Consider the following 16821-nt stretch of genomic DNA (forward strand, 5'->3'; position numbering starts at 1 on the left):
TAATTAATTACTATGATCACTAAGAAACCAAGAACATATATTCCTCAGGAACTGAACATTACCTGGGAAAATTTAGCACCACTTTTTACTGAACTGCAAAACCGCGAAATAAAAACTACCGCTGAGTTAGAGCAATGGTTAAAAGACCGTTCGGAACTCGAAGCTGCCCTGGAAGAAGATTTTGCCTGGAGATACATTAAAATGAGTTGTGATACGGCGAATGATGAACTGGTCAAAAACTTCCAATATTTTGCGACGGAAATTGAGCCAAAGATCTCTCCGCTATCGAACGAACTGAACAAAAAATTTGTCGAAAGCCCATTTATGGATGATCTGGACAAAGAAAAATATTTCGTGTACAGTCGTGCCATTAAAAAAGCCTTAGAACTTTACCGCGACGAAAACATTGAACTCTTTACCGAGCTTCAGGTAAAGCAGCAAAAATACCAAAGTATTACCGGCGCCATGAGTGTGGAGTTAAACGGGCAAGAGTATACTTTGGAGCAAGCCTCTATTTTTATTAAAGATTTAAACCGCGAGGTGCGCGAACATGCCTGGAAGACGATCCAACAACGCCGTTTGGTTGACAAAGATGATTTAAACATTTTGTTTGATGAGCTGATCAGGCTGCGTAATCAGGTTGCCTTAAATGCAGGCTTTGAAAACTACCGCGATTATATGTTCCAGGCATTAGGACGTTTCGATTATAACCCACAGGATTGTTATGATTTTGCCAATGCAATTGAAAAGGAAATTGTCCCGATTTTAAAAGAACAGGCAGAAAAACGTAGAGAGGCACTAGGTTTAGAAACGCTAAAGCCCTGGGATCTGGAAGTTAGCGTAAGTGGTAAACCAGCCTTAAAACCGTTTAGCAACGGCGAGGAACTGATTGATAAAAGCATTGCCTGCTTTAATGCCATTAATGAAAAATTGGGTTCAAAATTGGCTACCATGAAAGCCAATAATCTTTTTGATGTAGAGAGCAGAAAAGGTAAAGCACCGGGCGGTTACAATTATCCATTGGCCGAGACAGGGGCACCATTCATCTTCATGAATTCGGCCAATTCTTTACGCGATTTGACGACTATGGTTCACGAAGGTGGCCATGCCATCCACACTTTTTTAACCGCAAATTTAGAGCTCAATGATTTTAAGCATTGTCCATCTGAAGTAGCCGAACTCGCATCTATGAGTATGGAGTTAATTTCAATGGACAAGTGGGATGTTTACTTTGATAATGAAGAAGATTTAAAGCGTGCCAAAAAAGAACAGTTGGCCGACGTTTTAAAAACATTGCCCTGGGTTGCGGTAATTGACCAGTTTCAGCATTGGATTTACACCAATCCTAACCATACAGCGGCCGACCGTGAAGAGACATTTAAACAGATTTACAGTCGTTTTGGTGCCGGGTTTGCCGATTGGACAGATCTGGAGCAGCAATTTGGAAACGTATGGCAAAAACAACTGCACTTATTTGAAGTTCCATTTTACTATATCGAGTATGCAATTGCCCAGTTAGGTGCCATAGCCGTTTGGAAAAACTATAAAGAAAATCCGGAAAAAGCTTTAGCACAGTATCTGGAAGCACTTTCTTTGGGTTACACCAAGCCTATAAACGAGATCTACGAAACTGCAGGAATTAAATTTGATTTCAGTGCTGAATATGTAGAAGAACTGGCCGGTTTTGTGAAATCGGAACTGGAGAAATTGGGATAATGAAAGGTTGAAGGTTTAAAGGCGGAGGCTAGAAGGCTTCCCTGTAATATAAATATAATAAGGGTCGTGGTATTTACCACGACTTTTTTGGTTTATAACCACGGATAAAAAGGATGAACACAGATTAATACTTACCTTACCTGGTCTTAGCTTCTCGCTAAGACTTGATTGCAGTTCTTTGCCACGAAACACAGAAGACACGGAAACTAAACAATAATGCAGAACCGCCAATGTATTTAAATGATGTTTAGGCAACTAAAGTCAATTTTATCCGATTTACTATACCTGGTCTTAGTGCCCCCCATAAGACTCGATTCCAGCTCTTTGCCACGAAACATAACTGGCACGGAACCACAGTCTTAGAATAGATGATCAAAATCAGTAATTTATTCTCTGTACACCGCTGAATAGTACAGATGGAATGGATTGCCTTTTGGAAAAGGATAATTATTTTTATCCAAAACTTTCTAAAAGGATTTTACTAAACTATACCTCACAGGCTTTGCTCTTCAAAAAAATTAACTTCACATAGATGCATATAATCATTAATCTACAGCCTGATCCTTTTTGCTGATCCTAAGAATCACAAACATCACTAAAACCGACAGCAAGATCATGATCAGATAACTATAACCCAGGTTACGTTCATCTTTTGCGGGGATCAGGTTCACAATTCCGTAGCTTAAAAATGATACAATTACATATGTAATGCCTCCCGTTAATCCACCTGCAATGCCTGCATTTTTCGGGAATTTGCTCAGGCAGAAAGTAAAGTAATTGTTAAAGGTAAAACCAGCCCCTATATGGATCAAAAAAGCGAAGAAAATTAACGACCAAAGGTTGGAAATAAAATTTAAGCTTACGATCATTAAAGCTACAAAAACAACCTGCAACAGCGAGTTGATCATTAATCGTTTAAAGAAGGGCCTGTTGATGGTGGCCTTGCCAATAAAACCGCCTACCATCCACGCAAAACCTAAAAACAACGAGCTGTAACCGGCAATAACGGGTGAGAACTTAAAATGGTGTTCGATAATAAACGGACCGGTCATGTTGTAAACCATCACCATACAATAGGCTAGGCCTAACATTACAATGCCTAAAGTAAAACTGGGTGTTTTAATCATTTTGATATAAATGCCTGTGATCTTTTTCAGCTGAAAATCGGTAAAATACGTTAGGGTTTCACCACTGAAAAGCAACTCCAGTAAAGCAAAAACGAGGGCGAAACCAGCCAGGAAATAGAAATTAGATTCCCAACCAAATACCGTTTGAAGGTAACCGCCAATAAAAGGTGCTACAATTGGCCCGGTAGACCAAATGATGGAAAACAGACTGAGGTAGTGTTTTAACTGATTGCCTTCAAAAAGATCAACAAAGTATGCCCTTTTGGCTACTACAATTGCGCCTACAGTAAGTCCGTGAATAACGCGCATCAAATAAATAAGGTAAATGTGATGCGTTGTAGCAATGACTATACTTGCTGCTGCAAAAATCAATAACGAATACAGGCAGATTTTGTACCTGCCAAAGCTATCAAGCACGCTCCCGATAAAAAGCTGTGCAACACCATAACTAATTAAAAAGATGCTTAAAGTAAGTTGAACCTGAACACTGCTTACCTGCATTTCGCCTGCCATTGTTGGTAAGGAGGGGATATAAATATCGGTAGCAAAACCCGACAATGGAATTAAGGCAAAGGCCAGTATAGTGGCCAGGCCCTGGTGACGCTCTTTAATATATTTTATTTTTGTGGTATCAGCATTCATCTTAATATTGTTATCGTAAAAAATGGTCAGATTAAAAATCTAATTAATAGCGCATATTGATCTGATTGATTTTCGGCAACAAACTTAGCACTTTTAACCAGCGTAAAATTTTACCAATCAACCAAAGGCCAATTCAAGGCAAATAATTTTAAATTTTGACTTTAACCCCATAAACAGGCTTCTTTTTCGCTGCATTTTAGTAGTGTGATGGTATAGCGTATTGAAAATTATATCTTGCTTTAAACGTTTTTAGCCAAACTTTTTATAAGTTTGAGCAAACAAGCAAACAAAAGATGTTCGAAAAGCTATTCAGAAAGAAATCTATTTCCAAGATATTACAAGATGCGGCAAAAGGCTATGGCGATCATGAAAATACACTACATAAAACACTCGGTGTACGCGATTTAACAGCTTTTGGAATTGCAGCGATTATTGGAGCGGGCATTTTCAGTACGATTGGTAAGGCAAGTGCAGATGGCGGCCCTGCAGTAATCTTTTTATTTATTTTTACCGCGGTTGCCTGTAGTTTTGCGGCCTTTGCTTATGCCGAGTTTGCATCAATGGTACCTGTTTCGGGTAGTGCCTACACTTATTCTTATGTAGCCTTTGGTGAACTGGTGGCCTGGATTATTGGGTGGTCGCTCATTATGGAATATTCCATCGGTAATATCACGGTAGCCATCTCCTGGTCTGATTACTTCACCGGGTTACTTTCCACGATCAAAATACCTCCGCTCGGCATTGATGGCATCCACGTACCTGATTGGATGACTATGGATTATTTAAGCGCCTACAACGGGCATCAACATGCCGAAGCGCTATTAGCCGCTGGCAAAAACCTAGCAGATTTGGATCCGGCTACAGCCTTGGCCAATAATGCCTGGCTTACAGCACCAACTATCGGTGGTTTTCATATTGTAGCAGATATTCCGGCTCTTGGTATCATTATTTTGATTACCTGGTTAATTTACCGCGGTATGAAAGAAAGTCGCAATGCCAGTAACGCTATGGTGGTGGTTAAGCTAGCAGTAATTCTTTTGGTATTGGCGGTAGGTATATTTTATGTCGATACCAAAAACTGGAATCCATTTGCTCCAAATGGAGTTTCAGGTGTTTTAAAAGGCGTTTCAGCGGTATTTTTCGCCTACATCGGTTTCGACGCCATATCCACAACAGCTGAAGAATGTAAAAATCCTCAACGCGACTTACCGCGTGGAATGATGTGGGCGATTATTATCTGTACCCTTCTTTATGTAGCAATTGCATTGGTTTTAACCGGTATTGTTAAATCAGATACCTTAGCTGTTGGCGATCCGTTAGCATTTGTTTTTGACCAGATTGATTTAAAATTAATGAGCGGTATTATTGCCGTAAGTGCGGTATTTGCAATGGCCAGTGTACTTTTGGTATTTCAGATGGGTCAACCAAGGATCTGGATGAGTATGAGCAGAGATGGATTGCTACCGAAATCTTTTTCGAAAATCCACCCGAAATACAAAACACCTTCATTTGCAACCATAGTAGTAGGTTTTGTAGTAGCTGTACCATCATTGTTTATGAACCTTACCATTGTGACCGATCTCTGTTCTATCGGAACGCTATTTGCTTTTGTATTGGTTTGCGCAGGGGTTTTAGTGTTACAGAACAGGCCCGACGTTCAACGTGGAAAATTTAAAATACCTTATGTAAACAGTAAATTTATTGTTCCATTTGTTTTAATTGGTGCCTTGATCTTCGCATTCACCAAATTTGGTAAAGAAACCAAAGCATTCTTTTTCAATTCACCTAAAACCATTCAAACCGTAACTTTTGTTACCTCCTTAAGTGGCGATGAACTGAAAATTGTTAAAGAAGAAATTGTTAAAAATGCTGCGCCACAGATTGTACTGGCCGAGAAAGTAGATGCAGAATCTTACCTGAGTGCATTACCAGCTGATCGTTATGAACAGTTTATTTCTGCCTCTAAAGTTCCCGTAGAGAAAAAATACGAAAGCGGCTGGGGTTTATTTAAGCATAAAATTCCGATGTGGATTTTCTTAATCATCTGTGTAGTGATAACTTACTATTGCATTACCAAAAACTTATCGTTGATTCCGGTTTTGGGCTTAATTAGCTGCTTATATATGATGTGCGAGCTTGGCATTTCAAACTGGATTGGCTTTGGTATCTGGCTGGTAGTGGGCTTAGTAGTTTATTTTGCCTATGGGTACAAGCATAGTAAATTGGCAAATCCAGAGGTTTAAGTTATAGATGAATGATATGACAATTTTTGAGAAAATAGAGAAACATCAGGAAGATAAAAACTATGTCAAATTTAAAAGAGACGTTGGTAACAAATCTTACATACTTTCTCACGGTTATATCTTAGATCACTCATTTGATTTCGTTTTCCTTAAAGTGAACGATGATTTTCTGTTTAACGGATTTACCATTTTTCCAATATCTTCTATTACCAAGATCAGACACAACAACTATGATCAATTTTTCGATTCTATAATGGAACAGGAGGGACAGAAAAAGCTGATCGAAATGCCTTATCAAATTGATCTGGAGAGTTGGGAAACTATATTCAATTCCATTAAAGACAAAAATTTAAACTGCACGGTAGAAAATGAAAACGATAAAAGATTCTTTTTTAAAATTGGGGAGATTGTAAAAGTAAAGAAACGAAGTTTAAAGATTTTGAACTTCGATCCTGCGGGTTATCTGGATGATAAACCGACCAAGGTAAAATATAAGGAAATTTCTGCTGTAGGCTTTGATGATCACTACACCAACACAATGACCAAATACTTAAGGAAAAAGCAGTAAATTATTACTTAATAACCTATACATTTTTCTAGAATTTATTTCAGCCTATTTTATTCAAAAAAAAAGCAATTACCTCGGTTGGTGAGACACCAACCGCCCCCCTTCATTCTATCGGTCGGTGTCTCACCGACAGAAAATAATTTGATGTTAATCATTATATCTGTATATTGTATTAGGTTGTCCCTGCACCTCAAATATGAAATGAACAATGCATATCTTTTACAAAAGACAGGGACAAATGGATTACAACTATCCATACTTTTATACCGATACCATCTGCAATTTCGCTCACTTATTAAGTGATGACAATCTAAAAATGATTATCATAAATTCGCTGAAATTTCTAGTCGATCAAAAACTTATAGAAGTTTACGGTTACGTCATCATGCCTAATCATATCCATTTAATTTGGAACATCCTCAAATTAAATGGAAAAGAATCTCCAGCTGCGAGTTTTACTAAATTCACAGCGCACCAATTCAGAAAATATCTTTTGGTTAATAGTCCGATGCTCATAAATCAATATCGATCTCAAAAGAATGATAGAGTTTTTCAGTTTTGGAAAAGAGATCCGCTAGCCATTCCATTAAGTAAAGAAAGCATTTGGATACAAAAATTAGATTATATACATGATAATCCGATTAAAGAAAAATGGAACTTATGCAAATATCCTGAAGATTATAAGTGGAGTAGTGCAAACTTTTATGAAACTGGGATTGATCAATTTAAGATACTGACACATTTTAGAGATTAATTGTTTCGGTTGGTGGGACACCAACCGATAGATGTGGAATGAGGATATGTTTTATTGAAAAATGAGAAATCCTCCTTCTTTGACAGAAAGAGGATTATGTTACTTCTTCTTTATAAATGCCAGAGAAGTGATCATCACAAGGCCTAATCCAGACGCGATCATGTAGCTATTCGCATGATCAAGGTGGTATATTTTGGCTGCGGGACCTGCTATAAATAGCACAGTACCCAAAATCAACAATGCTGTTCTCATTGCTTAAACTGGTAATCTATGCAATTCAATATCATCCGGTGTCACAAAAATTAACGGAACTTTCTCCACATCCACATAACTGCTATCCAGACCAAAACTTCGCTCTTCAGATAAACTTAATTTTTTAAGGATAAAATAGTAATCCATAATCTGCCTTTCATAGAAACTCAGTTTAGTAAACTTCGATAAATGCTTTTCTAACAGTACAAATCTGAAATCACCCGCAATTTTATGCTTGTTTAAAGAGGTGTACTGGCTGGTAATGTCGATCTCTCCATTTTTCACCAACTCCTCAACCACTTTACGGTATAATAAATTTACCCGTTGTTCAATCCTGAAACCTAGCCTGAAGTCAATCCTGATCAATTTACCCGGGATCAGGAATTCAACCTTATAGTCCATCGTATACGGCTCATCCATTACGTCAACATGCACCAGCCAATACACATCAGCACGTTTTGGCTCTTTTTGGATAATGGAATAAATAATTTTCGACTCAATTTCTGTTTTGAAGTTGGCACTGGTTAAATAAACCAACTGTGAGGAGTATTTGGGAACAGATTCATCACTGCTCAATTCGGTTAAAATCTCATAGTAATCTTCTATTTCGACATATTTAACGAAACGGTTTTTAATTTTACGCGCTACAAACCAGCTCCACATTACCGTAAACAATAAAGAACCAATCATTACCGTTACCCATCCGCCATGTAAGAACTTGGTTAAATTACTGATCAAAAATGTGCCCTCAATAATTACATAAGTAAAGAAAAATAAGGCAATTAAATATTTCGGAAAACGCCTGCTTCTTAAATAAAAGCTCACCAGAATTGTTGTCATCAGCATGGCAATGGTGATGGATAAACCATAGGCCGCATCCATTCTCTCTGCCTTTTGAAACAACAGTACGATACCACAGCATCCAATCCACAACATCCAGTTGATCGATGGCACATATAACTGGCCCTTTGAAACAGATGGATAAATAATTTTAATTTTTGGCCAAAGGTTTAAACGTACCGCCTCTGCAATTAGCGTAAAAGAGCCACTAATTAAAGCCTGGCTGGCAATTACCGCAGCCATTGTAGCCAATATCACCATCGGAATTTGAAACTGACTGGAAACAATCTGGAAGAACGGATTCATTTTTGCGCCCGGAACGTAACTGCCACTGTTCTGCAAAATCCAAACGCCCTGACCTAAATAGTTTAAAATAAGCGTGAGCTTTACAAAAATCCAGCTGATCCGAATATTATTTCTACCGCAGTGGCCCAGATCAGAATATAAGGCCTCTGCCCCGGTGGTACATAAAAATACGCCGCCCAAAATTAAAAATGCCAGTTTATTGGTAGCTAATAGATGTATGGCATAATAAGGATTAAATGCCTTGAGAATGCTAAAATCCTTGATTACATAAGATACGCCTACCACACCCAGTACCGCAAACCAAACAAACATGACCGGACCAAATAGTTTACCCACCATATTGGTACCGAACTGTTGAATAACAAACAGGATAGTTAAAATGGTAAGCACAATGGGAATAACCGGCACATCGAATTTATTGGTAAGCCCTTCAATGGCTGATGTAACGGTGATACTTGGCGTAATAATACCGTCTGCAAGCAAGGCACAGCCACCTACAACGGCCGGAACAACCAACCACTTTGCCTTTTTACGCACCAGAGAAAATAAAGAGAAAATACCACCCTCGCCCTTGTTATCTGCCCTAAGGGTAATGATAACATACTTAACGGTGGTTTGTAACGTTAATGTCCAAATTATACAGGATAAAACACCCAAAACATTTAACGGATTGATATCCTGCTTCCCTCCTAAAATTGTGGTGAAAATCGCATTTAAGGTATAAAGGGGTGATGTACCAATGTCTCCAAATACAATTCCTAAACTAATTAGAACACCGCCGGCGGTTAACGCGTTGACATTTTTATGATTTGACACTTCGTTGATTATTTAGTGCGGCAAAAGTAAACTAACTATAACAATTTAACAACCAAATTATTGTGTATTTTTAACACTATGAAAATTAAATTTTATTGTTAAATTGTGTTAAATTATGGGTTTTAAACAAAATGTTTAATTTCTTTGTTTTAAATTAATACATTTGCTATACCAATTTGATGAAACTCTACACTAAGATAACGTTGCTCACAAAACTTGTATGCACATGGTGCATTGTTTTGTTATGCAGCTCAAATTCTTGGTCGCAACAAACGGATAGCATCCACATCAGCCTAAAAAGCCGGACAAAAAAAGCTGGTCGGATTCCTGAAATTAAAGCCAATATTACCCCTTACAAGCCACTCTTTATGACTACTGGCGGTTCAGGAATGTTCAATACTTACTCTACAGTTACTAAAAGCACAACCGTTGTAGCTAAAGATAAGCTGTTGAATATTTTAAAAATATATCCTAATCCGGTAGAAGATCAGTTAAATATCATCCTATCTATTGGAAAAGACGGCACTCAGACTACGATTAAAATTATCGATTTACTGGGAAATGAAGTAGCAACGCTTTTGAACGAACGTTTAAATGCGGGTGAGCATACCAAGAACTTTGCCGTTCCCAGCAGGATCAACCCTGGCATCTACTTTTTAAGGGTCATTGCAGGTTCAGAAAGCCAGGTAAAACGGATCTCAGTTTTATAACACCATTTTCTTTTCTATTTTTGAATGATTCGGGTTAATTCCCCAGTTATTTTCACATATATTATAATTAAGAATGAAAATCATAGCCATTGGCAGAAATTATGCAGAGCATGCAAAAGAATTGAACAACCCGGTTCCAACCGCTCCTGTAATTTTCCTGAAGCCAGATACAGCCGTATTAAAAGACAATAAGCCCTTTTACCTTCCCGATTTTTCTGATGATGTGCATTACGAACTAGAAGTAGTTCTAAAAATCTGTAAGGAAGGAAAACACATTGCTGAAAAATTTGCGGCTAATTATTATGATGAAGTGGGTCTGGGCATTGATTTCACCGCACGCGATATCCAGGCAAAACACAAAGAAAAAGGTTTGCCCTGGGAGCTGGCTAAGGCTTTTGACAATTCGGCACCAGTTAGTATTTTCATGCCTAAAAGCGATTACAAAGATCTTTACAATCTGAATTTCGAATTAAAGGTCAATGGCGAAAGCCGGCAGATTGGGCATACCAAAGATTTGTTATTCTCGTTCGAAAAGATAATCAGTTTTGTTTCTCAATACATTACATTAAAAAAAGGCGATTTGATTTTTACCGGAACACCACAGGGTGTAGGAAAAATAAATAGAGGGGACAAGCTGGAAGCCTGGTTGGAAGAAAAACAACTTTTAAATTTTGATGTTAAGTAACGAATGATTAATAACCCGATCCCGTACAAATTAAAATTTTACATTTCAGTTTGCCTTTTAGCCGCATCTACTTTCGTTCAGGCACAACAGATCTTCAGCAACAACAAATATCCGATTACCGATTTCAGACAACCTTTGGATATTACCCCTCCTGCCCTGGCAGGTTCTTTTGGAGAAATCAGAGCCAATCACTTTCATTCAGGAGTCGATTTCAGGACCAACCAGCGTGAAGGTTACCCCGTTTATGCGGTTGCAGACGGATATATATCGAGGTTAAGGGTACAGAACAGCGGTTTTGGACAGGCGCTCTACATTAATCACCCCAATGGTTTTACCACCGTTTACGGTCATTTACAGCGCTTTGCTCCGAAAATTGCTACGATTGTTAAAAACCTTGAATATGAAAAGAAATCATTCGAAATTGATGAATTTCCTGATGCCACATTAATCCCTGTACATAAGGGAGAAATCATTGCCTGGTCTGGTAACCGTGGCAGCTCTGGTGGCCCGCATTTGCATTTCGAAATCAGAGATACCAAAACTGAAGAAACCATTAATCCCCAGTTTTTCGGGATCATCATTCCCGATAATATCCCCCCTGTAATCCATGGATTGTATGTATATCGGTTAAACGGCAAAACTTTTAATGAAAATACGCCGAAACAGGCTATTGGCATTAGTGGTGCCAATGGCAGTTATAAAACCGTTGCGCCCATTAGTTTAACCGGTGAGGTTGGTTTCGGCATTGTGGTAACCGACAGGCATAACGGTTTGTCAGGCACTAATGGCGTTTATTCCATCGAATTGGAAGTTGATGGAAAAAAGGTTTATACTTCGGCTTTAGAACGTTTTGCTTTTGAGAACAGCAAAGCCATCAACTCACATATCGACTATCCTACCTACCTCAATACCAAAAGAAGTATCCAGAAAAGTTTTGTTGAACCTGGCAACCCGTTAAAAATTTACAGTGGTTTGGTAAATAGCGGCAGGATTAACTTCAATGATGGTGCTTCACATCAGCTTCGCTATATTATTACCGATTCAAAAGGAAATACTTCTGTTCTCCATTTTACGGTAAATGCGGGCGTAGCAACTGCTACAGCCCCTATTGTTCCTTCCGGAACAATTTATCCCTACAATAAAACAAACGAATTTACTACTGATGATATCAAGGTGTTTTTCCCGCTTGGAACATTGTATAGCGATTTAAACTTCACTTATAAAAAGTTACCAAAACCTGCAGGTAATGCCTGGTCGGCTGTTCATCAGATTCACAACAGATATACACCATTGCATATCGGATTTGACATCTCCATCAAGGCTGATCAGCTTCCGGAAAACCTCAGGAGTAAAGCACTAATTGTAAATGCAAACGGTTCATCGCAGGGTGGTTTTTTCGAGAACGGTTATGTTAAGGCCAGACCAAAAAACTTTGGGAGCTTTTATATTGCCATTGATACCATTGCGCCAAGAATATCACCTGTAAACATCTCGGAGGGGAAAAGTATGGCAGGTTTATCTAAAATCATTTTAAAGATCAGCGATAATCTATCCGGAATAAAAAGTTTTGATGGTTATATCGATGGTCAATGGGTATTGATGGAATTTGATACCAAAACTGCAACACTTTGGCACAGCTTTGATGAGCGAACGCCATCTGGCAAACATTCGTTTGAACTGGTGGTTACGGATATGAAAGAAAACACCAGACGATATCCGATACATTTTTCCAAATAAGTGGTAAAAATGTTTTAAAATGTCATCTTTTAAATTCACACGAACAGGATAGTAATTTAAACTGTTTACATTGCAGCATTAATTAATAAATCCATGAACATAAAAATTGAATCATTTTATATATGGCAGAGTTAAAAGAAGGTGATCAGGCACCTGCAATTACATCAAAAGATCAAAATGGAAACGAAGTTTCGTTAAGCGATTATAAAGGAAAAATAGTTGTACTTTATTTTTATCCCAAAGATGATACCCCGGGGTGTACTGCTGAAGCCTGCGATTTCAGAGACAATTATCAAGGCTTACAGGACAAGGGAATTGTCGTATTAGGCGTCAGCGTTGACGATGAAAAATCGCATCAAAAGTTTGTAACCAAACACAATTTACCATTTACCCTCCTGGCTGATACCGACCAGAAAATTGTAAATGACTATGGAGTTTGGGCAGAAAAAAATATGTATGGCAAAAAATACATGGGCACGGTTCGCAGCACTTTTATAATTGATGGGGATGGAAAAATTATCCATATCATTAAAAAAGTTGATACCAAAAACGCCACCCAACAAGTCCTCAATTTAATCAATAACTAATTATGATATAGCGGGTAAAATATTACCTTTGTTATACAACAACAACCTCTTATTTTAATGAAACATACAATTAAAGAGCTAGAAGATATTGCCTCTCAAATCAGAAGAGATATCGTAAGAATGGTTCACGGATGCCAATCTGGTCACCCCGGCGCTTCGCTTGGATGCGCAGACTTTTTTACTGCTTTGTACTTTGAAGTGATGAACCACAAAACCGACTTCACGATGGAAGGTGCAGGCGAAGATTTATTCTTCCTTTCGAACGGCCATATTTCTCCGGTTTGGTACAGTACATTGGCTCATGCCGGTTATTTCGATAAAAGCGAACTGGCGACATTCCGTAAACTCGATTCGAGATTGCAGGGTCATCCTACCACACACGAACATTTACCAGGAATCCGTATTGCTTCAGGCTCATTAGGTCAAGGGCTATCTGTAGCTATTGGTGCTGCCTTGGCTAAAAAGTTGAACGGCGATAAATCTTATATTTTTGCCCTATTAGGTGATGGGGAATTACAGGAAGGACAAAACTGGGAAGCAGCTATGTTTGCCCCTTTTAATAAAGTTGACCATTTAATTGCATCAGTTGATTATAACGGACAACAGATTGATGGCCCTACCAGCAAAGTGCTTGCCCTGGATGATCTACAAGCTAAATTCGAAGCTTTCGGTTGGCATGTAATCAACACTGATGGAAATGATATGAAGGCCATAGTTGAGGGTTTACATTATGCAAAAACCTTAACAGGAAAAGGTAAACCGATCTTAAATTTAATGAGCACACAAATGGGTGCCGGGGTAGATTATATGATGGGTACCCATAAATGGCATGGTACAGCGCCAAATGATGAACAATTAGCTGCTGCATTAGCACAATTACCAGAAACTTTAGGGGACTATTAAATTAGATTTGAGACAATAGATATGAGACTTGAGACATGTGTTCGTCCGATCTTACATCTAAAATCTCCTATTTAAGAAATAATTAACCTAGATTATAAATTAGATTTTGAGACACTAGATATGAGATTTGAGACGATTGTTCGCCTGATCTCACATCTAAAATCTCATATCTCATATCTAAAACAAAATGAAAAAATATACATATACAGAAAAAAAAGATACACGTTCGGGTTTTGGAGCTGGCTTACATGAAGCTGGAAAGAAAAACGAAAATGTGGTTGCCTTGTGTGCCGATTTAGTTGGATCGCTTAAAATGGACGCTTTTATTAAAGATTTCCCTGAGCGCTTTACACAGGTTGGTATCGCGGAAGCAAATATGATCGGTATTGCAGCGGGTATGACCATTGGCGGTAAAATTCCTTTTACCGGTACTTTTGCCAACTTCTCTACTGGCCGTGTTTATGACCAGATCCGTCAATCGGTAGCTTATTCGAACAAAAACGTAAAAATTTGTGCATCTCACGCCGGATTAACCTTAGGCGAAGATGGTGCAACACACCAAATCCTGGAAGATATTGGTTTAATGAAAATGCTGCCAGGTATGGTCGTAATCAATCCTTGCGATTATAACCAGACGAAAGCAGCTACCATCGCCATTGCAGAGTACGAAGGTCCGGTTTATTTGCGTTTTGGCCGTCCGGTAATTCCTGTATTTACAGATCCGGATCAAAAATTTGAAATTGGTAAAGCCTGGATGGTTAATGAAGGAAAAGATGTGACCATTATTGCTACCGGCCATATGGTTTGGAAAGCAATTGAGGCTGGTGAAAAATTGGCTGAATTGGGTATCGATGCTGAAATTATCAACATCCATACCATCAAACCTTTGGATGATGAAGCCATTCTAACATCCGTTAAGAAAACCGGATGCGTGGTTACTTGTGAAGAGCACAATAAATTTGGCGGATTAGGCGAAAGCGTAGCTCGTTTATTAACAACTGAACTACCAACTCCACAAGAGTTTGTAGCCACTAACGATACTTTTGGAGAAAGCGGAACACCAGATCAATTAATGTCTAAATATGGTTTGGATGCCATAAACATTGTTGAAGCAGCTCAAAAAGTAATTGGCAGAAAAAAATAGATTTGAGAAATTAGATATGAGGTTTGAGAAACTATCAAATCTCATATCTCAATTCTCATATCTCAAATCTATATGTAATGAAACAAGTTGAAGATTCAGAAATTCTTGCCATGTTTGCCATTGAGCAAACGCGTAATGAAGCTTTTAACCTGTTACTAAAAAAATATCAGCAAAAAATATATTGGCACATCCGCAGGCTGGTTTTAAACCATGATGACTGTGATGATCTTTTGCAGGAGGTATTTGTTAAAGTCTGGAAGAATCTCGATAAATTTAGAAATGATTCCCAGCTTTATACCTGGATTTACCGCATTGCCACTAACGAATCCATCACTTTCCTTAACAAACAAAAGCAGCGAAACAATACACCTTTGGATGAGGTATCGTCCGAACTTGCCGATAATTTGGTAGCAACATCTTATTTTAACGGCGACAAACTCCAGCTCAAACTGCAAAAAGCAATCCTCACCTTACCGGAAAAACAGCGCATTATCTTCAATATGAAATATTTTGATGATATGAAATATGAAGAGATTTCGGAAGTATTAGGAACCTCTGTAGGGGCATTAAAAGCTTCATTTCACATTGCTGCAAAAAAAATTGAAGCTTTTATTACAAATGATGAAATAGACTATTAAACCTTTTCATGATAATTGTATCATATATCTGTGATGAACGAAAATATAGAAAATAACGATTGGATGAATGAAGCTCCTGCGCTTGCTGCTCTGGAGAAGCGTAATCCTTTCTCCGTTCCTGATGGATATTTCGAAAATTGTGAAGAAGGCGTTTTTTCTGCCATATTTTTAGATGGATTAAAGCAGAAAACAAGTAACAACGATTTTGAAGTTCCGCAGCTGTATTTTGAAGATTTAGCGGAACGCATACAAACCCAAATTACCCTGTCTGAAATACCTGTTGCAGAAAAGGCATTCACCGTACCTGACAATTATTTCAACACACTACAAAGCAGAATTACTGACAGAGTTGCTACATTAGAACCTAAAAAGGAAGTCAAAGTTCTTCCTTTATGGAGAAGAAACATGGTTAAATATGTAAGTGCAGCCTGTTTCCTGTTAATGGCCTCTTTTGGTATTTATTTTTATCAGAATAACTCAACATCTGCCAGTTTGCAATTACCGGCAGAAGCAATGGCAAACGAACAGTTATTATATGATATAGACGAAAGTACGATCATTGATCATTTAGAAACGCAAAATACCACCTCATCTAATATAAAAACAAATTCTGCGTCAGATACAGAAATGGAAAACTACATTCTGAGCAATTTCTCATCATCGGATTTAGCCCAGGAATTAAACAATTAATACAGAAATGAAGAATTTACTTTTTGTTGCTTTAATGTTTTTGTTGCCCACTACCTTACTGGCACAAAGACCAAGGGGAGAAGAAATAGAATCGCTTAAAATAGCTTTTTTTACTCAAAAGCTGGATTTATCACCAGAGGAAGCCAAGGTTTTTTGGCCGATTTATAATGATATGCAGGCAGAGCTAAATTCTTTGCACAAAGAACGCATGCAGAAAATGATCTCTTTCAGAAAAGTGGATGAAATTGATAACTTAACGGATGCGCAGGTGCAGAACTTAATTACCAGTGAGTTTGATTTCAGACAAAGAGAACTGAATCTAAATAAAAAATATTACAACAAATTCAAGTCTTCTTTGCCTATAAAAGTGGTAGGTAAGTTCTATAGGGCGCAGGAAGGTTTTAAACGTGAGTTGCTTAACAGATACAGGGGCGGGCAAAAGCCTTAACGAAAAAGACTTACA

Annotated in this window: 15 protein-coding genes; 13 read left to right on the forward strand and 2 right to left on the reverse strand. The window is 38.1% G+C overall.

The genetic code is table 11. The features are described 5' to 3' along the window. The first annotated feature begins 12 nt into the window (after nt 1-12). A complete protein-coding gene (locus ACFE6N_RS13755; RefSeq protein WP_378937336.1) occupies nt 13-1716 on the forward strand; it encodes a M3 family oligoendopeptidase in 1704 nt (567 codons plus the stop codon). Nucleotides 1717-2261: 545 nt separating this feature from the next. On the opposite strand, the gene ACFE6N_RS13760 is transcribed toward ACFE6N_RS13755, so the two are convergent. Next, nucleotides 2262-3485 carry an MFS transporter gene (locus tag ACFE6N_RS13760; RefSeq protein ID WP_378937339.1) on the reverse strand — a complete coding sequence of 408 codons (1224 nt, stop codon included), beginning with the start codon at nt 3483-3485 and terminating at the stop codon, nt 2262-2264. A gap of 293 nt (nt 3486-3778) precedes the next feature. Here ACFE6N_RS13760 and ACFE6N_RS13765 point away from each other — a divergent pair, with 293 nt between their 5' ends. The 3 genes from ACFE6N_RS13765 (at nt 3779) to ACFE6N_RS13775 (ending at nt 7050) form a co-directional block, all read left to right on the forward strand. Then, a complete protein-coding gene (locus ACFE6N_RS13765) occupies nt 3779-5728 on the forward strand; it encodes an amino acid permease (RefSeq protein ID WP_145860280.1) in 1950 nt (649 codons plus the stop codon). Between the two features lie 16 nt (nt 5729-5744). After that, nucleotides 5745-6296: a hypothetical protein gene (locus tag ACFE6N_RS13770; protein ID WP_378937341.1), complete on the forward strand. Its 552-nt coding sequence runs from the start codon at nt 5745-5747 to the stop codon at nt 6294-6296. Between the two features lie 238 nt (nt 6297-6534). After that, nucleotides 6535-7050, forward strand: a complete 516-nt coding sequence (locus ACFE6N_RS13775) for a transposase (protein WP_145860275.1) — start codon at nt 6535-6537, stop codon at nt 7048-7050. 255 nt (nt 7051-7305) lie between these two features. Here the strand turns inward: ACFE6N_RS13775 and ACFE6N_RS13780 are convergent, their stop codons facing one another. Beyond that, nucleotides 7306-9264 carry a KUP/HAK/KT family potassium transporter gene (locus ACFE6N_RS13780; RefSeq protein WP_090986103.1) on the reverse strand — a complete coding sequence of 653 codons (1959 nt, stop codon included), beginning with the start codon at nt 9262-9264 and terminating at the stop codon, nt 7306-7308. 179 nt (nt 9265-9443) lie between these two features. Here ACFE6N_RS13780 and ACFE6N_RS13785 point away from each other — a divergent pair, with 179 nt between their 5' ends. From ACFE6N_RS13785 to ACFE6N_RS13825, 9 genes are all read left to right on the forward strand, one after another. Further along, nucleotides 9444-9974, forward strand: a complete 531-nt coding sequence (locus ACFE6N_RS13785; RefSeq protein ID WP_145860271.1) for a T9SS type A sorting domain-containing protein — start codon at nt 9444-9446, stop codon at nt 9972-9974. 73 nt (nt 9975-10047) lie between these two features. After that, a complete protein-coding gene (locus ACFE6N_RS13790) occupies nt 10048-10659 on the forward strand; it encodes a fumarylacetoacetate hydrolase family protein (protein ID WP_378937344.1) in 612 nt (203 codons plus the stop codon). Nucleotides 10660-10662: 3 nt separating this feature from the next. Beyond that, nucleotides 10663-12396, forward strand: a complete 1734-nt coding sequence (locus ACFE6N_RS13795; RefSeq protein WP_378937346.1) for a M23 family metallopeptidase — start codon at nt 10663-10665, stop codon at nt 12394-12396. 122 nt (nt 12397-12518) lie between these two features. Continuing rightward, complete coding sequence (gene bcp, locus ACFE6N_RS13800; RefSeq protein ID WP_145860265.1) at nt 12519-12983, forward strand: thioredoxin-dependent thiol peroxidase; 465 nt, start codon at nt 12519-12521, stop codon at nt 12981-12983. A 57-nt stretch (nt 12984-13040) separates the two neighbouring features. Then, a complete protein-coding gene (locus ACFE6N_RS13805; RefSeq protein ID WP_090986113.1) occupies nt 13041-13886 on the forward strand; it encodes a transketolase in 846 nt (281 codons plus the stop codon). A 187-nt stretch (nt 13887-14073) separates the two neighbouring features. Continuing rightward, nucleotides 14074-15030 carry a transketolase family protein gene (locus ACFE6N_RS13810; protein ID WP_090986115.1) on the forward strand — a complete coding sequence of 319 codons (957 nt, stop codon included), beginning with the start codon at nt 14074-14076 and terminating at the stop codon, nt 15028-15030. Between the two features lie 77 nt (nt 15031-15107). Then, a complete protein-coding gene (locus tag ACFE6N_RS13815) occupies nt 15108-15668 on the forward strand; it encodes an RNA polymerase sigma factor (protein WP_378937350.1) in 561 nt (186 codons plus the stop codon). 33 nt (nt 15669-15701) lie between these two features. Then, entirely contained in the window at nt 15702-16358 is a 657-nt protein-coding gene (locus ACFE6N_RS13820) for a hypothetical protein (protein ID WP_378937352.1), read from the forward strand. A gap of 7 nt (nt 16359-16365) precedes the next feature. Continuing rightward, nucleotides 16366-16806, forward strand: coding sequence for a hypothetical protein (locus ACFE6N_RS13825; protein ID WP_090986121.1), 441 nt, complete (start codon nt 16366-16368; stop codon nt 16804-16806). The last annotated feature ends 15 nt before the right edge of the window (nt 16807-16821 follow it).

The sequence above is a fragment of the Pedobacter sp. BG31 genome (genome assembly GCF_042464845.1).
Classification (GTDB): domain Bacteria; phylum Bacteroidota; class Bacteroidia; order Sphingobacteriales; family Sphingobacteriaceae; genus Pedobacter; species Pedobacter suwonensis.